The sequence below is a fragment of the uncultured Maribacter sp. genome (assembly GCF_947500985.1).
GTDB lineage: Bacteria > Bacteroidota > Bacteroidia > Flavobacteriales > Flavobacteriaceae > Maribacter.
Window position 1 is genome coordinate 266,864 of the sequence record NZ_CANMTX010000003.1, and the last position, 23,108, is coordinate 289,971.

Sequence of the window (23,108 nt, forward strand, 5' to 3'; positions counted from 1 at the left end):
ATTTACAGGGTCATTTTAGTAAGATTAGCCTCTATTGCCGCTAACATATCATAAGTAGGAAAACCGTTATTCTGTCTTCTATTAGCTATAGCGTACCAGTTTTTCCATTTGGTATCGATATCGCCAGAGCTTCTACGGTCAAAAACTATTTTAAGTTTGCTTTTTGCTGTTGGCAACAATGCAATTGCCTCATTCAAATACTTTTTATCTTTAGTAGTCTCATATTGTTTCTTCAATAGAGACATCTTATGAAGTTCAGTTTCAAAAGCTATTAAATCTGAGTATAACTGTGCAGGTAGTAGAATATATGATTGATAGAAATTAGCGTCTCCATTCATTTTACCATACCCTAATTCCGCTTCTGAAAGTGATGTTTGCAATAACAATCTTACTTTTTTCGTATTCTCTATATCGCCAATTACACGATTATAATCATATGGAATTGGAGATTTACCTGGCCTCACTATCGGTGCATTAGAAAGATAAGATACAGCCTCCCTAATTTCCCATAAGTGTTCTACATAGCCTTTTCTACCTTCTTGCGCCTCATGCAATAATTTCATTGATGACACAGCATTTTTAGCAGCTTCGTTAGAAAAATATCGATCTGTCCATGTGGTATAAAAATTGTCAGCGTTAAAGTCTTTTGGGCTATAACACACTTGGCTATATGCCTCTAGATTCAATAGAAATGGTCTAAAATTTTGTCCATTTACCAGACAATATTTATCAGCATCGTATTGCTGAAACATATCTTTCATAACCGACTCTACCTTTTCAGGATATGGATTATGTACGGTATGATTCAACCAATAACCTGCATGCATGTAAGTACCAAATTCATAGCCTTTGGTATCTTTTAATTCATGATCAAAAGTGCCAAAACCATGATCAGACCATACTACGGTCCAATCTTTTGGCGGGTTAAAGCCCTCATTAAACATCTCCATACCGTCACTATAACAAATGGCTACTTTTATAGCATCTTCGTTATATTTATCGACCAAGAGACCAAACTCTTTATACACTTCGTTGAAAACTTCAATTTTACTTTCTCCACAAGAGCTTTTATATTCCCAATCCCAAACTTGGTTTCTAGGTCTGAGAACAAAAATATCGGTCTTACGTAATGGTGTTTCTTCTAAATAATATTTCCAAGCCGTGAGCCAGTCTTCTCTATATTTAGACCAACAATCTGCCTTGTTCTCATCCATAGGATGTATTTGATAACCTAACTCAAAATCTACTTGAATTTTCATTCCTTTTGATTTGGCGTAGTCAATCATTTTATCCAAATATTCAATATCTATCTGGTAATTAGGGTTCAATTTTTTATACTCAGGTCTTACATAAAATTCTGGTCTACCTAACATATCAAAAAATTGAATAGCGTTGTAACGTAGGCGTACCAATGAATTGATCATTTCAGTATAACTTTCCCAATCGTACTCTAAAAGCTTACCCCTATAATTGGCAAGCTCATCAACATCATTTTCAAAATAAGCCAAAATTGGCACCTTTGGCGGCGCAATGGTTTTTGGAGTAAAATTGAAAACATCAACCAAAGTCTTTTTGCTAGGTAGTTTCCCTGTCCAATACTCCAATGGATCAACTCCTAAAACTTCTTTACTATAATCGTAAACTGCATATTGTAACCCTTCAACATCTGAACCGGCCAATACAATAACCTCTGTAATATTGGCATATGTATTCTTAGACCAAATACCACCACGTGGACCAGGGTTTATCTTAGATAATTCTAAGTTATTCTTGGATATCAATTCGGCAAGTATTGTATTTGAATCTGGTGTACCTAAAACAAAAACAGCCGTATTTTCAGGTATTATAGTTCCCTCTTTTACAATCTCGATTTCTTCTTCCAATACCTTTTCAAGGTCTGTTTTTAGATCTTTAATTGTAGAAATTTCTACATCATTAGCATTTTTACCTGTTATTAAATAAACAGAATGGCTTTTTTTAATACCATTGCATGCCAAATAAAAAGACATGAAAATGGTAATTAAAAAGAAGTGTTTTATATATCTAAATTTTTTAATCATTCGCTTTTATCTATCTATTTACTAGAAGTTTTGGGCTAATTTTTATTACTCCACAACAAATATTTCATAAGTTGATTTATTAAAATAAAAAAATAAATACTAGCATTATTTAAAGCAGACTACACGCTAAAAATTGAGATAGCACAACTTTAAAATCATCTATAATGAAATCTGAAAGAGTAAATTATATGAGGTTAAAAAGAACAGGGTAGCTAATTGGTAATTTTGAATAACAAAAATTAAAATACAGGCAGGTTTTAAACCTGCCCATATCAACTCAATTTAAACTAACTACTTAACTGAATTTATTTAATTACTTATAGATTTAGTACCCAGGGTTTTGTACCATAGAACCATCTGACAATTGCAATTCATTTGCAGGAATAGGTCTCAATAAATGAATACTAGAATCAAAAGCCCCGTGATCAATTACCTGAGGATTATAAAGCCCAATACGCTCCTGTAATTTACCTGTTCTTTTCAGTACTGCCCATCGGTTGGCTTCTCCTGCCAACTCAACAGCTCTTTCATCTAAGATATCATCAATAGTAACTGATGTATATTCATTTGCTATACCGGTAGCTCGTTCTCTAACAATATTCAAATGAGAAAGCGATCCCGCTGTGTTTCCTGCACCAAGATGTGCTTCTGCAGCGATTAAATGCGTTCCAGATACTCTAAAAACAAATGTATCACGTGCCCCATCTGTATTTTCATTGAAATCATTGTCATCGAATTTCTTAAAAATAGGAAAGTTAGTTCTCAAAATATTCGTAGAATATTGAAAGTTAGTACCATCAATATTCTCAGGAAGTCCAAACAAATATTGATCAGGTTGATATACATAATATCTATTTAATTTATCTGTTAATTCGTCCATATCTAAAGCATTTTTAGGATAGTATATTACTGTATCACCTGGTTGAATTAATACTTCTGAAAGCGGTCCGTCCACACCATCTGCATCAAAAACTTCTTCTACATCTGCAAATAATGCTCTATGAATAGTAGCTTCTTCCCTAGTATCGTTATCAGCAAATAAAGAATAAAAGAAAGGTGTAGGCATAGCTGCAAAACCTACAGTACCGTAAGGTGTACCAATTCTAGTAATTCCAGGGTATTCGAATACTTGATTCATAAAAGCTGCATGCTTGTTATTTTGCTTATCAGTATCCAAACCACCAGAACCCCATTGTACTGCAAAAAGTATTTCGTCATTGACTTGATTATCAATATCAAATACCTCAGCGAAAGTTTGGCTTCTTATATCGTAACCTCCTATAGCAGTTTCTGCTAAATTAGCCGCAGTACTATAATCTGCAGTAGTACCAAATGAAGTATAAGCTCTTGTTAAATATACCTCAGCTAACAAATGTTGCGCAGCCCTTTTTGAAAAACGACCAGTTTCTGGTGCGTCTAATAGTGTAGGAATCGCTTCTTCAAGGTCTAAAATTATTTGTGCATAGGTAGCTTCTTCAGATGATCTTTCATAATCGGTTCTAATAGTTGTAGCTTCTTCAGTTTCAATAACAACCCCACCGTATTGTTGTACCAAATTGAAGTATGCAAGAGCTCTCAAAGCTTTTGCTTGGGCGATACCATAATCTCTAAACCCAAAATTTGATTCACTAAAATTAATTTGAGTTTGATATCTATTAATTGCTGTATTAGCTTTACCGATTACACTATAATTATTAGCCCAAACCGAAAGTCCCATGCCAGAATTAATATCAGTATAATCATTTTCAGAACTAATCGAGGTAGCTTCTGATTGGCTTGCAAATAAATCTGTTCCAAAAAATTTAAAAGTGTAATCGCTATAAATAGGGCGTAGACTACTATACACCCCAACAATCAATTGATCTGCTGTTTGTTCATCTATAAAGTTTTCGCTTGTGATATCTGAGAATATATCTTCTTCGATAAAATCATCGCATGCGGTAAAGGCCGTTATACTTAGTAGTACAACACCAATATATTTTATTTTTCTAACTAATTTCATTTGTATACTTTTTAAGTTAATAGGCTAATTTTAAACCAAGTAATACTGTTTTTACAGCATACGCCTGATTGAATGAGTTTTGGAGACCAGTTTCTGGATCCGGCCCTGCATAATCAGTAAACGTAAACGGGTTTTGGAGGTCTAACGAAAATCTTAAATTAGAAAGATTAAGCTTGTCTAATAGGTCTTGATTAAAAGTATAAGCTACTCCTATATTACCTATACGTACAAAAGAAAAATCTTCATAAAACCAAGGTCTAGAGCTATCTTCACCAAATTCAACAGAAGGGTATTTAGCATTAGGGTTGTTCGGTGTCCAATAATCTTGTACTAGACTGTTAAAAACTGCTCTATCTCCTTGAAAAGTTGAAAAGTTTTGAAGAAACTCAGAATGTCCAAAAGAACCTTGTCTTGTATTTGCTTGAACATTTAATTCAAAATTCTTAAAATTAAAAGTATTGGTTATACCTGCAATCCAATCAGGAGACTGTGATCCTAAAACTACCTTGTCATCTTGATTAATATCTCCATCACCATTTTGATCAACGAATTTATATTGCCCTGGTAAAGCTCCAAAAGAAATAGCTTCTGCCTCTTCATCAATTTGCCAAATTCCATCAACTTCATAATCAAAAGTTGCATCTATTGGTGCTCCTACTTGTAAAACACCATTTAAACGTGAATCAGATCCAACGAGAATTTGATCAAGATCATCAAACAATTCCAAAATTTCATTATCGTTTTTGGTAAAGTTGAAATTGGTTCTCCAAGAAAAATTATCTGTTTTTACATTAACAGTATTTAAAGTTATTTCAACACCGCTGTTACGAACCGACCCAAAGTTACCTATTGAAGTTGGTACACTACCACCTTCACCTAAACCTGTTATAAACGATAGTTGGCGATCTAGTATACTACCCTCTGTCGTTTTGTTGTAATATTCAATACCAAAATTTATTCTATTATTTAATATCGCAAAATCTAAACCAACGTTATATTCTTTTGAAATTTCCCAATCAAGATCAGCATTTGGTAAAGTTTCAACTATTTGACCAAGGCCATTGCTGTCTCCAAAAAGGTAATTCGATTGATTTAAAAATGCTAATGAGCTATATGCGTCAACAGTGTTGTCGTTACCAGATTCTCCATAACTTACTCTTAATTTTAAATTATTTAACCAATCCACGTCCTGAAGAAACTTTTCTTCGCTAGCGCGCCAAGCAAATGCTGCAGACGGGAAGAATTCCCATTTGTTACCCACAGATAATTTTGATGAACCATCATATCTACCAGTAAACGTAAATAAGTACCTATCTTTTATGTTATAATTCAAACGACCAGCGAAAGATGCTAAAGTTTCTTTTTCATAAAAAGTGCCAAAATCTATAATATCTGCACCTGCTTCGGTATTAAAAAATAAAAATGCATCAGTATCAAAGTCTCTTGTTTGTATACCACTGCCTTCATTTTGATCATGAAATACAGAAGATATAAAAGTTGCTTTCAAATTTTGATCATCCTTTATATCGAAATCAAAATCTAAAATATTATCCCAGGTATAAGAAGTTCTAAAATTAGTATCAAAAACCGAACGTACACGAGAAGGATCGTTTCGAGAACTTTTAGTTAGCAAACCTCTAAACTCTCCAAAACGGGCAGAAGAAATATTTGGCGAAAATTGTGTTTTAAAATTCAACCATTCTGTAGGCTTATAATTAAAGAATACGTTAGCGATAACATCTAAAGACTTTGTGTTAACCGTCCAATTACCTTCATCTTCAAAAATTGGATTTGGAAAACGAAGATCTTGTTGATCTGGGAAAATGATAGCTTCACCATTTGCATCAAAAGGATTTACCGTTGGTGCCAAACGAAATGTACTTCTAAAAAGTTCTCTACTACCTTCTTCACGTTCTGAAAAAGATAAATACGTTTTAATACCAATAGTAACTTGATCTGAAACTTTCTTAGAAAGCGATGCACTAATATTATAACGTTCAAAATCTTCTATACCAATAACACCTTCATCTTTTAAATATCCTAGAGACCCGTTAAAAATTAATCCATCAGATCCACCAGAAATACCTAATGTATGACTTGTTTGCACACCTGTTCTTTGAAATGAATCAATCCAATTTGTAAACCGTCCGTTTGCTACATTATCAGCTTCTTCATTCGTATTTTGAAATTCGGTTGAGCGATCTATTACTACACTGTTATAATCTGCTGCGGTTGTTCCTCCAGTAGCTCTCCATTCTCTTGCTCTTAGTACATCATCAACAAAAGCTATATAACCTGGTCCATCATAAAAATCAGGCACATTGGTTGCAGAACGTAATCCAAAAGATGTGTCGTAGGTAATTCTTGTTTTACCTTCGAAACCATTTTTTGTAGTAATTATAACTACCCCATTAGCACCTCTTGAACCATAAATAGCTGTTGCCGAGGCATCTTTCAAAATATCCATTTGCTGGATATCCGCAGGATTTAGAACCGTTATATCATCAAAGAAAACACCATCAACAACATAGAGCGGTTGAGAAGGATCATCAGCAACATTATCACTAACCCCATCTCTTTCACTGCCTTGATTAGCAGTTATTACAGTGTTACCTCTAATTTTAATAGATAATGGAGCCCCTGGTTTTGAACTTAATGTTCTTACATCAACCCCGGCAACTCTACCTTTTATAGCTTGACCCAAATCAGTCTTTCGTTGCTCTGTAAGTGTCTCTGTACTTAAAGAAGAAACAGCCCCAGTTAAATCACTTTTCTTTACAGACCCGTATCCTATTACTACAACCTCATCTAACTGAGCCGTATCTTCTGACAAGGTAACCGATAAATTAATTTGACCGGTATAAGGTACATCTATAGATTTATAACCCAAATAGGATACACTTAAGATATTTCCGTTTTCTACTGAAATACTAAAATTTCCATCAAAATCTGTAACCGTACCATTTGATGTTCCTTTTACTACAATAGATGCTCCTGGAATTGGCATACCCTGGTCATCTGCCACAGTACCAGTAACGCTACTCTGCGCCCATAGTACTGATGACATGCCCAATAAAAGGAATACCATTAATAGTTTTAGTTTTTTCATTTTTATTATTGTTAAGTTAATTGACTACTAAAGTATTGTTAACACCAAGTTAATGAATGGACATATTCATCGGAAACATGGACAGCCTTAAAAAAATGGATTATTTTTAAAATATTAATTTCCTAAAATAACCTTTAATATTTTACATAATTCACATATTTATTAGGTAAAAATTTACATAATTTTTATTTTTAAGTCATAAAGGCTTTTAACGTTTAGAATGTATTATCCATGCTTTGTATTAAAATGTCCATCTAATAAAAACCTAATCTCTGTACTTTGTAAAGCCTTACTAAACCAATATATCAATAATGAAAAATTACCTATTAACTAGTAAATTACTAATAGTATCAGCGTTAGCATTAGCGGTTAGCTGCACCGAAAATACAAAAGACGACACCCCTTGGGTAGACTTATTTGACGGAAAAACTTTAAATGGTTGGCATAAACTTGGCGGTGATGCGAACTATAGCATAAAAGACGGTACTATAGTGGGCACAACTATACACGACACCCCTAACACTTTCTTGACTACAGATAATATGTACGGAGATTTCATTTTAGAATTAGACTACAAGGTTGATTCTACCATGAATTCAGGTATTCAAATTCGTAGCAACAGTATATCTTCTTACAGAGATGGAAGAGTACATGGCTATCAAATAGAAATTGACCCATCTGAAAGAGCATGGAGCGGTGGTATATATGATGAATCTAGACGTGGTTGGTTGAACCCGATGACCGATAACCCTAATGCACAAAAAGCATTTAAACAAAACGAATGGAACCACTACCGTATAGAAGCAATTGGCGATACCATAAAAACTTGGGTAAACGATGTGCCGGCTGCCTACCTTATAGATGATAAGACCGCAAGTGGTTTTATTTGTTTGCAAGTTCACAGCATTCATGATGATCAAAAAGCTGGTACTGATATCGTTTGGAAAAATGTCAAAATAGTTACAGATAGTGTTTCGAAATATTCAAGAACTTCTCCCCTTACTCCTATTATTACCAAAAATCAATTATCTATTGACGAGAAAAAAGATGGATGGGAATTACTGTGGGACGGTAAAACCACCAATGGATGGAAAGGTGCCAAGTTAGAAGAGTTTCCAGAAAAAGGTTGGGTAATTGAAGATGGTATTTTAAGTGTTCTTTCTTCAGGCGGTGCAGAATCTTCAGCTGGTGGAGATATCGTCACCAAAGAACTTTATGGTGATTTTGAATTAAAAGTTGATTTCAAATTAACACCTGGCGCCAATAGCGGTATAAAATATTATGTAGATACGAATATTAACAAAGGAGAAGGTTCTTCTATAGGATTAGAATATCAAATCTTAGATGACAACCTTCATCCAGATGCTAAACTAGGGAATCATGAAGGTAGTAGAACGGTATGTTCATTATATGATTTAATTCAAGCGGATGTAAATAAACCTATCAACGCAATTGGTAAATGGAATACCGCTTACATTATATCAAAGGATAACCACGTTGAACATTGGTTAAATGGAACCAAGGTTTTAGAATACGAACGAAAGAGCGATGCATATAAAAAGTTAGTCTCTGAAAGCAAATATGCTAAGTGGCCAAGCTTTGGAGAACTAGAGAAAGGTCAAATTTTACTTCAAGACCACGGCGATTTTGTTTCTTTCAAAAATGTAAAGATTCGTTCAATTAGTAATACTAAAGAATAAATAACATGAGTTCAAATAGAAGAGATTTTATAAAGAAAACGGCAATTGGTGCGGTTGGTGCTACTTTAGTTGGATCAAGCGCAAATGCAATGACCGCAAAGAGTTATTCTAAAATAATTGGTGCTAATGATCGTATTAATGTTGCAATACAAGGTTTAGGAAGAAGATACGGTGCTTATATACCAGCAATAGCCCACAAAAAAAATAATGTAGAGCTTACCTATTTGTGCGATGTCATGAAAAGTCAGCGAGATAAAGCTGCTGTAGAATTAGCATCTAAAATTAACTACAAGCCAAAACTAGAGAATGATATTCGTAAAATATTAGATGATAAGGAAGTAGACGCCATTTTCATGTCTACTCCCGATCATTGGCATGCACCAGGTGCTTGTATGGCAATGCAAGCAGGTAAGCATGTATTTTTAGAAAAGCCCTGTAGCCATAATCCACGTGAAGGGGAATTGGTGGTTGCTTATCAAAAGAAATTCAACAAAGTGGTACAAATGGGTAACCAACAGCGCTCATCACCAGAATCACAAGAAATTATAAAAGAAATTCACAACGGTATTATTGGTGATGTCTATAAAGCAACTGCTTTTTATGTGAGTGCTAGAGGTAGTGTACCTCATCAAACAAAAGCCAATCCACCAGAAGGTTTAGATTGGGACCTTTTTCAAGGTCCCGCGCCTAGAAAAGCATATACAGATAACACTTGGGACTATAATTGGCATTGGTACGGTTGGGATTTTGGTACGGCCGAGATGGGTAATAATGCTACTCATGAACTAGATATCGCACGTTGGGCATTAGGTGTTACTTATCCAGAATATGTATCTGTTGATGCTGGTAAATATCATTATAAAGATGATGGTTGGGAAATGTATGATACCATGGAAGCTACTTTTAAATTTGCAGGCAACAAAACCATAAAATGGGATGGAAACAGTAGAGCAGGTTATCATAAATATGGAAATAAATATGGTAGAGGTACTATAATTGACGGTTCTAAAGGTACAGTATACATTGACCGTGGTGGTTATAAACTTTTTGACCTTAAAGGTGGTCTTATCAAAGAAAATCTTTCTTCTGGCGAAGAAGCCGGTACAGCTCTTGGTGGCGGTGGTGACATGTCAACCTTACATACCGTAAACTTTTTTGATACCATTCGAGGTAAAGCAGAACTAACATCCCCTATTGATGAAGGAGCTATAAGTCAAATGTTAACCCATTATGCCAATATAGCCTCTAGAATTGATGACTCTTTTGAAATAGACGAAACCACTGGTCGCATATTTAATAGAGAAGCAATGAAATTATGGTCTAGATCCTATGAGCCAGGTTGGGAAATTAAACCTGTATAACTTCTTCATTTCAATAAGATTAAAGAAAACAAAGTAACAACTACTTTTCTATAGTATTTTAAGAGTAGCTAGAATTATAAAAGTGTAGAAAAATCTAATAGTAAATAAACTGGATACTATGTTGTGATAACATAGTATCTAGTACTATTTATCATAAATCAACTTACCGTAAAAACTATGAAAAAGCATATTTGCATATGTCTTATGTTGCTATCTATTACAGTAACTCAAGCTCAAAATAGCGATACCGATATAGATTTAAGAACCTCAATTATTAAACCTACTGAGATAAATAGATTAGGAGAAGATACTTATTTGATAGATTTTGGGAAAGCCTATTTTGGAACAGTTCAATTAAGTAGTTCTATGAATCAAAATGATTCATTGGTTATTCATTTAGGTGAAAAATTAAATACTGATAATAGGATTGACAGAAAACCAGGTGGGTCTATCAGATATCAAAGAATTGTATTAAGTAATCTTAGTGCAAATACTATAACCAATATTGACCTTGTTCCAAACAAAAGAAATACATCCGGAGCCGCAATACTACTACCAGATAGCCTTGGTGTAGTCATGCCCTTTAGATATTGTGAAATAGAAAATTTAAAAATACCAATTGAAAATATCGAAATATTTCAAAAAGCGGTACACAATAATTTTAATGAGAAGGCAAGTAGCTTTTCCTCTTCAAATGAAATACTAGATTCAATATGGAAATTATGTAAACACACAATTAAAGCTACAAGTTTTACGGGCTATTATGTTGATGGCGACCGTGAAAGGATTCCGTATGAGGCAGATGCCTATATAAATCAACTAAGTCACTATAGCGTAGATAGCCTTTATGCTATGGGAAGAAGAACCAATGCTTACTTCATAAAAAACCCAACTTGGCCAACAGAATGGTTGTTACATACAGTACCCATGTTTTATGCTGATTATATGTATACGGGTGATTTGGAACCACTAAAGGAACATTATGAGAATCTGAAATTAAAAACATTAATGGATTTAGAACGTGAAGACGGACTCATAACCTCTTCTTCACCAAATCTGAATCAAGATTTGATTCTTAAACTAGGATTTAAAAAACCAGACACCAAAATAAAGGACATTATTGACTGGCCGCCTTCACAGAAAGATACAGGATGGGAACTGGCCACTGCAGAAGGTGAAAGAGATGGCTATGAAATAGTCCCGGTAAATACAGTGATTAATTCCTTCTACTATTATAATCTAAAATTGATGAGTGAAATTGCAGGTTTTTTAGACAAAAAAGAAGATGTTAAATTTTTCAAGAAGAAAGCAGGTATTGTAAAATCTGTTATCAACACTAAATTCTTTGATAAAGAAAAAGGGTACTTTATAGATGGAGAAGGTTCTACTCATTCCTCTTTACATGCCAATATGATGCCCCTAGCATTTGGTATTGTGCCACAAAATCATAAAAAATCAGTTACAGATTTTATCAAAACCAGAGGTATGGCATGCAGTGTATATGGCTCTCAATATTTACTGGAAGGATTATATAATAGTAATGAAGCCCAATATGCATTAGACCTCATTACAGAAACAGAAAACGATAGAAGTTGGTGGAATATGATTCAAGTTGGCGCAACCATGACTTTAGAAGCTTGGGATATAAAATATAAACCGAATTCTGATTGGAACCATGCCTGGGGCACCGCACCCTTAAACATTACTACAAGATATATTTGGGGTATAAAGCCAAAAATAGCAGGTTTTAAGGTTGCCGAAATAAAGCCACAATTGGCTGACTTAACTTTTTCTAAAATACAAGTACCTACCAAAAATGGAGTTATCATAGCAACTTTCAAAAAAGATAATAATGCCCATAATTATACTATTACAATACCGAACAACATGACAGCAGAATTTACAGTTCCCCCAAATTTTATGCTAATTGAATTTAATGGTAAAAAGCTAAAGTCAACAAATAACCTCATCCATCTAAAAAGTGGTAATCACACAATTAAATTAAAACATTAATAAAATGAATTTATTCAATATTGAAAGCAAAGTTATTTTAATAACAGGCGGAGGTGGAATTCTTGGTGGTGAAATGGCAAATTATCTAATACAAAATGGTGCTACGGTAGTTATTTTAGATTACCAAGAAGATATCGTCAATAATGCAATAACAAAACTCAAAAAGAAAAGTGATAACGTATCCGGTTTTGTATGTAATGCTTTAGATGAGCAAAGCTTAAAAAAGGTATCAGACAAAATAATCGCTCAATATGGAAAAATTGATATCTTAATAAATGCTGCAGGCGGTAATATGCCCGGTGCCACTATTGGTGAAGATCAAACAATTTTTGATGTAAACATTGACCACTTTAAAAAAGTGGTAGACTTAAATTTATTTGGCAGCATTCTACCAGCATTGGTTTTCGGTAAAGAAATGGCTAACAATAAACAAGGTGTTATTATAAATATCTCTTCAATGACGGCACAAAGTGCAATAACTAGAGTGGTAGGCTATTCTGCATCTAAAGCTGCTATTGATAATTTCACCAAATGGCTATCTGTAGAACTAGCAACTAAATTTGGAGAAGGTTTACGTGTAAATGCAATTGCACCCGGTTTTTTTATTGGAAATCAAAATAGAAATCTGTTAATTGATCAAGAAACAGGTAATTTTACTGAACGTGGTGATACCATTATAAGAAATACACCAATGAAAAGATTTGGTGAAACAGATGAATTAAATGGTACTATTCATTATTTATGTGCCGAAGCATCAAAATTTGTAACAGGTGTAGTTGTCCCTATTGATGGAGGTTTTAGTGCTTTTAGTGGAGTTTAATAAATTATAACAAAGAAAAATGGAACAAACATGGCGTTGGTACGGACCAAACGATCCCGTATCATTATTAGATATTAAACAAGCAGGTGCAACAGGTGTAGTAAGTGCATTACACCATATACCTAATGGTGTAGTGTGGTCTGTAAATGATATTATGGAGCGTAAGAATATAATAGAAGTAGCAGGTTTAACTTGGTCTGTTGTAGAAAGTGTTCCTATTCACGAAAAGATCAAGACCCAAAATGGTGATTATAAGACTTACTATGAAAATTACAAACAAACACTCACTAACTTAGGAGAATGCGGTATAGATACTGTATGCTATAACTTTATGCCGGTACTGGATTGGACCAGGACCAATTTAGATTATGAAATTGAAGATGGTTCAACTGCACTTCGATTTGAAGCTGCTGCTTTTGCAGCATTTGAGTTATACCTCTTAAGAAGACCAGGCGCAGAAGACACTTATTCAGATTCTCAAAAAGCTGCCGCCAATGAGTATTATAGCAACCTTACCGAAGAAGCTAAAAAGAAATTAATCAGTAATATTATTGCTGGGCTACCTGGCGCAGAAGAAGGATATTCGTTAGAAGAATTCAACGCTATTTTGGCTACTTATGATGCTATAGGACCAAAAGAATTAAAAGAAAATTTATTCGAGTTTCTATCTGAAATTATACCTGTAGCAGAAAAATCGGGCATACGTATGTGTATACACCCAGATGACCCACCATTTCCTATTTTAGGTCTTCCTCGTGTAGTCAGCACTGAACAAGATATTGTTGATCTTTACAATGCAGTTAATAGCCCAAATAACGGATTAACATTTTGTACCGGATCATTCGGAGTTAGACCCGATAACGATTTACCTGGTATGATAGAGCGTTTGGGTGATCGAATTCACTTTATTCACCTACGAAGTACTCAACGTGATGCCGAAGGTAATTTTCATGAAGCAAACCACTTAGAAGGAAATGTAGATATGTTTTCTGTTATGAAGGCACTAATCAAAGAACAGCAAAAAAGAAAAGCTGCAGGAAGAAAAGACATAAGAATGCCTTTAAGACCCGATCACGGACATAAAATGTTAGATGACCTGAGAAAGAAAACAAACCCCGGGTACTCTGGCATTGGTAGACTAAGAGGTTTGGCAGAACTAAGAGGTTTAGAATTAGGTATTAGAAAAAGTATGTAATCAGTCTAGATTAATTATCAAGTGCTTGAAGTTCTTTTTCTGTAAATTCCATACCAGAAGAAGACTTCACACTTCTTAATTCTTGTATACGATTAGTGCTTAACCTTTTCGGTTTATCAGAAAAAGCATTTGTTACGTATGATATTATATTGGCTATATCCGTATCTGTTATAGTTTCATTTCTAATAAGACCAGGCATTGCCAAATTTATATTATAAAGTTCACCATTTACATGGACAGGACCTTCAAGTCCATGTAAAATTATAAGTGCTAGTCTCTCTGTATTTTTAACGTGTTCAGAATTCATTAAAGGAGGTGCTAAACCTTCAATTCCCTTACCACCGGAACCATGGCAAGATGCGCAAATCTGAAAAAACATTCGAGCACCACTTGTACGTGTATCTTCAGTAGTTTTATCAATTGTAAAAATAGCATTCATCTTATCCGCTTTTTTATCTGAAATAGTTCTTCCCAGTTTGTTTACAAAAGGAGTATGTTTTAGGCTATCCATTACAATAGCATTAGCATAAATATCAGAATCAACAGCACCTAAACCTGAAATTACAGCCTCTACGATGGTTATATTATTTTCTCTTCTATTTAAAATTTCCATCATAAATGGTAAAAAATGCTCTCCATCAATCTTAATCCAACTACCTAATAAACTACCTAAATAAAGATCTAAACCAATAGTATCACGCTCCAAAACAGTTTTGAATATTGATACAGCTTCTTCTACATTTTCTTTGGTTGCAAACCCTTTTAAAAGTACAAGAGCATGAGAGGCTACATTTTCATCACTTCTTATAATAACCTCTGTCAAAAATTCAAATGACAATTCATTCCATCCCTCTAACACATACAAAGCATGAATTTGGCTCCATTGATTATCTCTATTAAGTGCTATCTCTTTAACCTCCTCAATCGAATTTTTAAATTCTTTGTAAACTAAAAAATGTTGAGCTCGGTCACGAATCCATCCATTATCACTCTTTAATAACGATACCAATTCACTTCCATTTAAAGTATTAAAATCAGGTAGTTTATTACTAGTGGTATTTTTATGAGAAACTTTAAGTATCCTTCCGAAATTAACGATTGTGTCAAGCTCTTTTTCTTTTGCCTTATCTCTAAGATATGGACTCATATAAGCATGATGACCGATCATACCTCTATGCATATCAACAATATACATGTTCCCCTCTGGACCATTCTTTAAACTTACGGGTCTAAAACCTTCGTCTGTAGAAGTAATAAACTCCTTTTCTTGCCAGGCTTGCTTGGCAAGCACTGAATCTCCAGTAAATGATAAAAGTGTTCTTTTAATTAAATTACCCTCAGGAATACAAACAAAAACATTTTCGTCGTACAAACTTGTAAATTGACCTCCCCTATACACCAATGGACTACAGGCCGCAGTAGCTTTTACCAAAATACTATCTGCATTTAAAACACCCTTAGCATAACCTCTATTTACAGATCCTGCAAAAACTGGATATACCCTTTGATCAGTGGTTAGTAATTTATCTACACTAGATTTCGGAGTAAAATATTTATTATTAATTAACGTATTTGGCAGTACATAATCTCCCAATAATATTCTAGAGTTATCATTGTAATACAACCTGCCAAAATTATCATGGGTTATACCCCATTGACCTCTAAAAGTAGTCGGTTCTTTTTCCCAAATTCCGGCTTTTCTTCTATACCTAAAATTAGATTTAGCATTATAAATCCAATTATCAATATTCAGTTCTAATCCGTTTGGTTGATGTTCAGGATTACCTTCTACGGCATAAATAGAATCTACCAATACTTTATTAGTAGGCTTATCGTCTTCAATATCGACATACCATAAATATGGTGGCTCTGCATATAACAACCCCCCGTATACGTGTGCCAAGGCACGTGGCATCACCAAGCTATCTAAAAACACTTTTGAATGGTCTGCAATACCATCTTCATCTAAATCTTCTAAAATAACGATACTACCAGTTGCATCTTCTTCACCTGAGCCCTGTAAATCGTCCATATAGCCAGGCATTTGCACAACCCAAACTCTACCAGTAGCATCAAAATCTATAGCAACCGGGGCCTTTAGTAAAGGTTCTGCCGCCAAAATTTCTAAATTAAAGCCATCTTCAATAGTATATTCTTTAAGTGACACCGTAGTCTCATTAAATGTGGGCTCACAAGCAAACAGAATACAACTAATAAAGAAAACTAAGAAAAGCCTAATGTGCATGAACTTTAGAATAAAGTTGAAAAAAAAATAGATTTTAAAGGTGCCAATCATCTAAAGACTGAAGAGATTATACGCCTGAAAATGAAGTGAATCCGCCATCTACATCAAAAATGCTTCCGGTCACAAAACTAGATGCATCACTTAAAAGATAATGTACCATACCATTAAGCTCAGATGCATCACCAAAACGCCCCATTGGGGTGTTTTTAATTATACTATTTCCTCTTTCTGTAAATGAGCCATCTTCATTGGTTAATAATCGTCTATTTTGATTTCCAATAAAAAACCCCGGAGCCACTGCATTTACTCTAATTTTATCGCCATGTTTAGAGGCAAGTTCGTTAGCCAACCATTTGGTGAAAATATCTACCCCGCTTTTAGCCATTGAATACCCTAAAACTCTTGATATAGTCTGCTTTGCCGCCATAGATGAAATATTAACAATAGAACCATAACCTTGCTCTACCATTAATTCGCTCAAAATAACCGAAGGAATAACCGTACCGAATAAATTAATATCCACAACTTTTCTGGTGTCAGCCATAGTTATATCTCTAATTGTCTGGTCAGGTTTCAATGTTGCTCCAGGTATGTTACCGCCTGCAAGATTAACTAGACCATCTAAATGCTCAAATTCTTCTTTAATTTGATTTTTCAATTTAGTTAACTCCTCTTCATCCATTACATCTACTTTAAAAATAAATGTACTACCAGAAACAAGTTCGTTTAATTCGTTTTGCTTTTTCTTTAATTTATCTATCGACCTACCTAACAAAAGAACTTTTGCTCCATTTTCGGCTAAATATTTTGCAATTGAGCCTCCTAAAGTTCCTGTACCTCCAGAAAGCGCATAGTTTTTATCTTTTAAAGACAATAATTCGTTCATTCTTATATTTTTTATCAATTTCAATAAGATTTAGACCTCTAAAAAAGAGGTAAATCCACCAGTAATTTTTGTTAAGGCAAGTTAAGAGATTTCTTAAAAATGACCCCTACTGTTTGTTTATTATAACAAATACTTAAGTGTTTATTTCTAAAGCACATTATTCATGTAAAAACTAAATTTTTACTGCCTTTTTAATCAAAATGAAAATGGTAATAAAGAAATACTCAAATTTTCGATTTTATCGATAAACCAGTATTATCTCATTGAACCACAACAAATAAATCATTTTAATTAAGAGAATCATAAAAATTTAGATCCAAATACAAATATCACAAATTGACAAAGAGATTTCTATTTCTCCCCTGTAACTTTGCAAAGACAATTTTGGACAATGAAGAAGGCAATTTTATTTATGATTATTAGTACGTTTTCATTTAGTTTAATGAACTCGTTTGTAAAATACCTAGACCATTTTCCTACTTTCGAAATTGTATTTTTCAGAACCATAGGCTCACTAATATTAGGAACATCATATATCTTAATAAAAGGTATTCCGATATTAGGCAACAGTCGTAAGTTTATGATTTTTAGGGCACTTGCAGGCTTAACCGCTATGAGCTTGTTCTTTATGTCTCTAAAGTATCTACCTGTCGGCACTGCTGTTTCTTTACGTTACCTCGCCCCTGTTTATGCTGCAATTTTTGCTGTTTTCTTACTTAAAGAAAGGTTAAAACCTATTCAATGGTTTTTATTCTTATTTGCTTTCGCTGGCGTTTTAGTATTAAAAGGGTTCGATAATAATATTAATACCACCGGTTTATTTCTCGTTTTAGCAGCATCTGTATTTAGTGGACTGGTTTATGTTTTAATTAGAAAAATTGGAAATAGTGATCACCCTTTGGTAATCGTTAATTACTTTATGTTCACCGGAACAGTAATTGGAGGAATTTTAAGTATTAAAAATTGGGTTAATCCAGTTGGTATTGATTGGTTATTACTATCGAGCTTAGGTATATTTGGTTTCTTTGGTCAAGTATTTATGACCAAAGCCTTTCAAATTGCTAAAACCAATTTAGTGGCACCATTAAAATACATTGAGGTCATTTTTACCATAACCGTGGGTATTTTCTGGTTTGGAGATTTTTATTCTCCTTGGAGTTTGTTGGGTATAGTTATGATAATATCAGCATTAATAGCCAATGTTATAGTTGGAAAGAAATAATAGCACCCACCTAATAAATAAAAAGCTGCCAATTACAATGAATTGACAGCCTATAGTTATGGTCAGAAATTTCAGTTATTTACGAGCAGTCTCTTGCTCTGCCAAGCTATTGTTCACATCTTTCAAAGAATTTACAATAACCGAATTAACCTCTTCTTCAATTTCCTCAGAATAATTAAAGTAATAGATAGCAGTAAACATTAATGCAAATGCAATTAAAAAGTTTGCAATCATCTTCGAATCTAAAAAGTTCTCGTTATTCTCCATTTCATCTAGATTTTTAATATTTCATGAATATAAAACTTAAAAAATAAATTAACAAATATTTAAGAAGTCGATTTTATTATAAAATGCTTTCTGTAAATGAGTTAGACGTTCCATATTCTTTACTTTCTCTTATATTAACTTATAATTAACTGATTCACATATATTTAACATCTTTTTGAATCAAATATTATAGGTATAAGGGTAAACAAAACAAGGAGAACATTTTACCTTTGACTTGTAGAAATAAATACATTAACAAATAAATATTAGAACAAATGAAAATTTTAAAATCAATAACATTCGCAACCTTATTATTCTTAGCTGTTGGCGTAAACGCCCAAACCACCAAAGACAAGAAAATAATTAAAGATTCAGAAAAAGCGAAAGAAAAATTAATGATTATGGAAGTTGGTTTAGACCAATTCTTTACCAATTCTGCAGGGTATGTTATATTCCCAAATGTTGGTAAAGGAGGTTTTATTATCGGCGGAGCATCAGGTAATGGTGTTGTATATGAAAATGGAACTATGGTAGGTATGGCTGGTTTGAAAAAATTAAGTGTAGGGCTACAAGCAGGCGGTCAAGCAATAACAGAAGTAATATTTTTTGAAACAGCTGATGATTTAGCTGAGTTTAAAGACGGAGACTTTGAATTTTCTGCAGAAGCCTCAGCAGTTGCGTTAAAATCTGGAATTGCAGTGAACGCTAAATATAAAGATGGTGTAGCCGTTTTTGCATTACCAAAAGCAGGCTTAATGGCAGATGCATCAGTTGGCGGACAAAAATTTGATTACAAACCAATGATGAAATAATTCATTTCATTTTAATATATATAAAAAGCCACCCAATTGGGTGGCTTTTTTTTCTCATTTACCCATTTGCAGTAAACCCAGGATAACACGTCATACCTCCATCTACAAAAATAGTTGTACCATTTATATATTCAGATTCATCTGATGCTAACCAACTAGCTACACTAATAATATCATCTGGCACCCCTTATTCAGATTCATCTGATGCTAACCAACTAGCTACACTAATAATATCATCTGGCACCCCTATTTGTTTGTATGGAATTAATTTCAGCATGCCATCTCTACCTTCTTGAGTGCTCCACACATCTTTATTGATATCGGTTTTAATAGTGCCCGGTGCAATGGAGTTACATCTAATTCTATCTGGACCATATTCTTAGCAAATGGTTTGCATTAACATAACCAACCCACCTTTTGAAGCAGCATAATTGGCATGACCTGCCCACGGTATTACCTCATGTAAAGAACTCATATGAATTATTTTCCCTGAAGATTTAGAAATCTCTGGACGCATTCCTCTTCTTTTAAATTTTATAATCGCCTCTTTTGCACAAAGAAACTGACCGGTAAGATTTACACCTATCACTTTTTGCCAATCTTTCAAGGGTATTTCATGTAAAGGGTGATCCAACTGCAAACCTGCATTAGCCACACAAACATCAACGGTGCCAAATTCAGCTATAGTTTTCTTGAACATGCTTTTAACTTCGTTTTCTTTACTAACATCACATTTTACTACAATGGCGTCACCGCAATCAGCATTTTCACTGATCCAATGTGCGACTTCTTCAGCCTCTTCTTTACTACTGTGGTAATTAATAACAATATTGGCACCTTCCATACCCATTACTTTTGCAACAGCTTCACCGATACCATCGCTAGAACCGGCTACAATGCATGTTTGCCCTTCTAATCTTTTATTTGGTTTTTGCATGATGTTTCTTTTTAAATGAATAAATATATCCTGTAATCATGGTTTTAATTATCTCAATAACCAAAATTTCTAGCACAACGAATCCATGTAAAAATTACAATTTACAAAAGGAAATTATGGTAGAAATTGAAAAATTTCTCCTTTTAGATATACCATAATACTTAATGAAATAAATGTATTACTATAAAATACAGCACTCATCTAATTTCAACTGAGTTAACTATTTTGTGGAGAATTTAAAAGTTGTTTTAGTGATATACTTTTCACCTGGTTTTAGAGTAGTTTTTGGAAATTGCGGTTGATTTGGAGAATCGGGATAATGCTGTGTTTCAAAACATAATCCGCTTCTTTTTGCATAAGTACCGCCACCTGGCATAGGTAAAGTTCCGTCTAAAAAGTTACCAGTATACATTTGCATACCAGGTTGATCGGTTAAGACTTCCACTAAGCGACCAGACTCAGCGTGATATGCTTTTGCGACAGAACGATATCCTTTTTCATGACTATTAAGTACCCAACAATGATCGTAACCAACCCCTAAATTAATCTGTTCATTATCTGCATTAATTGCATCACCAATAAATCTCATCTTTCTAAAGTCAAAAGGAGAATGTTCTACAGAAGCTAAATTACCTATTGGTATCAGTGTTGGGTCAACAGGCACAAATTTATCTGCATCAATTTCTACTTCATGATCTAAAATTAATTGAGAAAAATTTCCTGATAAATTAAAATAAGAATGTTGCGTTAAATTGACAATTGTAGTTTTATCTGTAGTCGCTTCATACAAAACATCCAAGCTATTGTCTTTATTTAAAGTATAGGTAACGGTTGTTTTTAAATTCCCTGGAAAACCCTCTTCCATATCTTTACTTAGGTAGCTTAATTTTAAAGAGACAAACGATTCTGTTTCTTTTACCTCCACAACTTGCCAAACAACCTTATCAAAACCCTTTAGTCCTCCATGCAAAGAATTATCTCCATTGTTCTTTTCCAAAGTATAATCTACACCTTCTAAAGTAAATTTTCCATTTGCTATTCTATTTCCGTAACGACCAACCAAGGCTCCGAAAAAAGGGTTTTCTTTTTCGTATTGTTCGAGATTGTCAAAACCTAATACAACATTATCCATTCTACCCTCTGAGTCAGGAGTCATTATTTCTGTAATTATGCCTCCATATGTTATAATAGTTGCAGCAATACCATCCTTATTTCGCAATCTAAATTCTAATACATTTTCGTTATTTGTAGTACTACCATAACTGTTTTTCTCAATTTGCATCATACCATCATTTTCTGTGTTGACCTTTTTTTTATTTTCTTCACAAACTAAACATCCTTTCAAAATAAAATACTACAGAAAGAGAAGGCCGTTTGCTAATCTTATTTTGTGCTTAGTGGCATTTTAAATATATCGATAAACTTTATTTTCACCATACTACATTTAATTCTATACGATAGATGACATAATACCTGTTTAAAAAAACATTAAATAATCTTGCAGCAATTATGGTATACTAGAAATAAAATAAATTAGCCCTATTAAAGTTACACTTAAAATTTGCTCGGCTCTTTGTTTTTCACTTAATAACGTTATATCACAAAAGAAATCTGTTTAGTTTTTATTACACAAAACACACCTTCAAACTCACTAACATATTTAATAACAGATAACTATAGAAAAAAAGTACGCAAACCTTTTCGTATTTAAAACAGTTTTATTTCATTCAATCTTATTAATTTAGGCTAGCAAAAATTAAGAAATGGTTTTGAATAATTATCGCAAAGAAGATAAAGTCTTACTTGCTGTAGACTGCATTATATTCGGATTTTATGAAGAAGAATTAAAAATATTACTTGTTCAAAGAGATTTTGAACCAGCTAAAGGTGAATGGTCTCTAATAGGCGGATTTCTTCGAAAAGATGAAAATTTAGATAAAGCAGCTAAAAGAATTCTTAATCATTTAACGGGACTGAACAACATTTACATGGAACAGGTTCACTCGTATTCTAAATTAGACCGTGATCCTGAGGAACGAACCATATCAATATCATACTTTGCACTTATTGACATTGCACATCATTGTAAAGATCTTTTAAAACAAAACCCCATAAAGTGGTTTGATCTTAAAGATTTTCCTGAATTAATTTTTGACCATAATGACATGGTAAAGGATGCTCTTCAGTTACTTCAAAATAAAATTAGTAATAAACCCATCGGGTTCGAACTTTTACCTAAAAAGTTTACCATGCGCCAGCTTCAAAAAATGTACGAGGCCATTTTGGATACTGAGCTAGATAAAAGAAATTTCATCAACAAGTTCAATTCATTCGGTCTTTTAAAGAAAACCAACGAGAAAGATATGAGCTCATCTAAAAAAGGGGCATTTCTATTCAAAGTCGATGAAGATAAGTACCAAAAGAAAATTGAAGAAGGTTATTGCTTTAAAATTTAATACAGCTCTAATTTTTAAGCCGT

At 33.6% G+C, this 23,108-nt stretch carries 15 protein-coding genes and 1 pseudogene; 8 read left to right on the top strand and 8 right to left on the bottom strand.

Annotated features, from left to right (window positions below; all coding sequences use genetic code 11):
• Window positions 1-2 precede the first annotated feature (2 nt).
• The 3 genes from Q0871_RS07585 to Q0871_RS07595 form a co-directional block, all read right to left on the bottom strand.
• Window positions 3-2,060 carry a glycosyl hydrolase 115 family protein gene (locus Q0871_RS07585; protein WP_299320611.1) on the bottom strand — a complete coding sequence of 686 codons (2,058 nt, stop codon included), beginning with the start codon at window positions 2,058-2,060 and terminating at the stop codon, window positions 3-5.
• A 325-nt stretch (window positions 2,061-2,385) separates the two neighbouring features.
• The gene (locus Q0871_RS07590) at window positions 2,386-4,062 is read right to left on the bottom strand and encodes a RagB/SusD family nutrient uptake outer membrane protein (RefSeq protein ID WP_299320613.1); all 1,677 of its coding nucleotides are present in this window, start codon (window positions 4,060-4,062) and stop codon (window positions 2,386-2,388) included.
• A 16-nt stretch (window positions 4,063-4,078) separates the two neighbouring features.
• Complete coding sequence (locus Q0871_RS07595) at window positions 4,079-7,171, bottom strand: TonB-dependent receptor (protein WP_299320616.1); 3,093 nt, start codon at window positions 7,169-7,171, stop codon at window positions 4,079-4,081.
• Window positions 7,172-7,482: 311 nt separating this feature from the next.
• Here Q0871_RS07595 and Q0871_RS07600 point away from each other — a divergent pair, with 311 nt between their 5' ends.
• The 5 genes from Q0871_RS07600 to uxuA all read left to right on the top strand — a co-directional run bounded on the left by Q0871_RS07600 (window position 7,483) and on the right by uxuA (window position 14,260).
• On the top strand, window positions 7,483-8,871 hold the full coding sequence (locus tag Q0871_RS07600; RefSeq protein WP_299320618.1) for a DUF1080 domain-containing protein: 1,389 nt from the start codon (window positions 7,483-7,485) through the stop codon (window positions 8,869-8,871).
• A gap of 5 nt (window positions 8,872-8,876) precedes the next feature.
• On the top strand, window positions 8,877-10,232 hold the full coding sequence (locus Q0871_RS07605; protein WP_299320619.1) for a Gfo/Idh/MocA family oxidoreductase: 1,356 nt from the start codon (window positions 8,877-8,879) through the stop codon (window positions 10,230-10,232).
• Window positions 10,233-10,409: 177 nt separating this feature from the next.
• Complete coding sequence (locus tag Q0871_RS07610; protein ID WP_299320621.1) at window positions 10,410-12,245, top strand: alpha-L-rhamnosidase C-terminal domain-containing protein; 1,836 nt, start codon at window positions 10,410-10,412, stop codon at window positions 12,243-12,245.
• A 4-nt stretch (window positions 12,246-12,249) separates the two neighbouring features.
• Window positions 12,250-13,065, top strand: coding sequence for an SDR family NAD(P)-dependent oxidoreductase (locus tag Q0871_RS07615; protein ID WP_299320624.1), 816 nt, complete (start codon window positions 12,250-12,252; stop codon window positions 13,063-13,065).
• A gap of 19 nt (window positions 13,066-13,084) precedes the next feature.
• Entirely contained in the window at window positions 13,085-14,260 is a 1,176-nt protein-coding gene (gene uxuA, locus Q0871_RS07620; protein ID WP_299320625.1) for a mannonate dehydratase, read from the top strand.
• A gap of 10 nt (window positions 14,261-14,270) precedes the next feature.
• On the opposite strand, the gene Q0871_RS07625 is transcribed toward uxuA, so the two are convergent.
• Together Q0871_RS07625 and Q0871_RS07630 are read right to left on the bottom strand one after the other, a co-directional pair.
• Window positions 14,271-16,505, bottom strand: a complete 2,235-nt coding sequence (locus tag Q0871_RS07625; RefSeq protein WP_299320628.1) for a c-type cytochrome — start codon at window positions 16,503-16,505, stop codon at window positions 14,271-14,273.
• A 67-nt stretch (window positions 16,506-16,572) separates the two neighbouring features.
• Window positions 16,573-17,391, bottom strand: coding sequence for an SDR family oxidoreductase (locus Q0871_RS07630; protein WP_299320631.1), 819 nt, complete (start codon window positions 17,389-17,391; stop codon window positions 16,573-16,575).
• Window positions 17,392-17,782: 391 nt separating this feature from the next.
• Here Q0871_RS07630 and Q0871_RS07635 point away from each other — a divergent pair, with 391 nt between their 5' ends.
• Window positions 17,783-18,613, top strand: coding sequence for a DMT family transporter (locus Q0871_RS07635; protein ID WP_299320634.1), 831 nt, complete (start codon window positions 17,783-17,785; stop codon window positions 18,611-18,613).
• Between the two features lie 75 nt (window positions 18,614-18,688).
• Here the strand turns inward: Q0871_RS07635 and Q0871_RS07640 are convergent, their stop codons facing one another.
• Complete coding sequence (locus Q0871_RS07640) at window positions 18,689-18,880, bottom strand: hypothetical protein (RefSeq protein WP_299320637.1); 192 nt, start codon at window positions 18,878-18,880, stop codon at window positions 18,689-18,691.
• Between the two features lie 275 nt (window positions 18,881-19,155).
• Here Q0871_RS07640 and Q0871_RS07645 point away from each other — a divergent pair, with 275 nt between their 5' ends.
• Window positions 19,156-19,692, top strand: coding sequence for a lipid-binding SYLF domain-containing protein (locus tag Q0871_RS07645; RefSeq protein ID WP_299320640.1), 537 nt, complete (start codon window positions 19,156-19,158; stop codon window positions 19,690-19,692).
• A gap of 58 nt (window positions 19,693-19,750) precedes the next feature.
• Here Q0871_RS07645 and Q0871_RS07650 read toward each other — a convergent pair.
• Both Q0871_RS07650 and Q0871_RS07655 read right to left on the bottom strand, forming a co-directional pair.
• Window positions 19,751-20,629, bottom strand: a pseudogene (locus Q0871_RS07650) (SDR family oxidoreductase).
• Window positions 20,630-20,849: 220 nt separating this feature from the next.
• A complete protein-coding gene (locus Q0871_RS07655; protein ID WP_299320643.1) occupies window positions 20,850-21,974 on the bottom strand; it encodes an aldose epimerase family protein in 1,125 nt (374 codons plus the stop codon).
• Window positions 21,975-22,392: 418 nt separating this feature from the next.
• Here Q0871_RS07655 and Q0871_RS07660 point away from each other — a divergent pair, with 418 nt between their 5' ends.
• The gene (locus Q0871_RS07660) at window positions 22,393-23,085 is read left to right on the top strand and encodes an NUDIX domain-containing protein (RefSeq protein ID WP_299320646.1); all 693 of its coding nucleotides are present in this window, start codon (window positions 22,393-22,395) and stop codon (window positions 23,083-23,085) included.
• Window positions 23,086-23,108: the final 23 nt, after the last annotated feature.

Coding starts and splice junctions, on each gene's coding strand:
- Q0871_RS07605 (WP_299320619.1), top strand. CDS start 8,877: ATGAGTTCAAATAGAAGAGATTTTATAAAGAAAACGGCAATTGGTGCG.
- Q0871_RS07635 (WP_299320634.1), top strand. CDS start 17,783: ATGAAGAAGGCAATTTTATTTATGATTATTAGTACGTTTTCATTTAGT.
- Q0871_RS07645 (WP_299320640.1), top strand. CDS start 19,156: ATGAAAATTTTAAAATCAATAACATTCGCAACCTTATTATTCTTAGCT.
- Q0871_RS07590 (WP_299320613.1), bottom strand. CDS start 4,062: ATGAAATTAGTTAGAAAAATAAAATATATTGGTGTTGTACTACTAAGT.
- Q0871_RS07630 (WP_299320631.1), bottom strand. CDS start 17,391: ATGAACGAATTATTGTCTTTAAAAGATAAAAACTATGCGCTTTCTGGA.
- Q0871_RS07610 (WP_299320621.1), top strand. CDS start 10,410: ATGAAAAAGCATATTTGCATATGTCTTATGTTGCTATCTATTACAGTA.
- Q0871_RS07595 (WP_299320616.1), bottom strand. CDS start 7,171: ATGAAAAAACTAAAACTATTAATGGTATTCCTTTTATTGGGCATGTCA.
- Q0871_RS07600 (WP_299320618.1), top strand. CDS start 7,483: ATGAAAAATTACCTATTAACTAGTAAATTACTAATAGTATCAGCGTTA.
- Q0871_RS07640 (WP_299320637.1), bottom strand. CDS start 18,880: ATGGAGAATAACGAGAACTTTTTAGATTCGAAGATGATTGCAAACTTT.
- uxuA (WP_299320625.1), top strand. CDS start 13,085: ATGGAACAAACATGGCGTTGGTACGGACCAAACGATCCCGTATCATTA.
- Q0871_RS07625 (WP_299320628.1), bottom strand. CDS start 16,505: ATGCACATTAGGCTTTTCTTAGTTTTCTTTATTAGTTGTATTCTGTTT.
- Q0871_RS07660 (WP_299320646.1), top strand. CDS start 22,393: ATGGTTTTGAATAATTATCGCAAAGAAGATAAAGTCTTACTTGCTGTA.
- Q0871_RS07585 (WP_299320611.1), bottom strand. CDS start 2,060: ATGATTAAAAAATTTAGATATATAAAACACTTCTTTTTAATTACCATT.
- Q0871_RS07615 (WP_299320624.1), top strand. CDS start 12,250: ATGAATTTATTCAATATTGAAAGCAAAGTTATTTTAATAACAGGCGGA.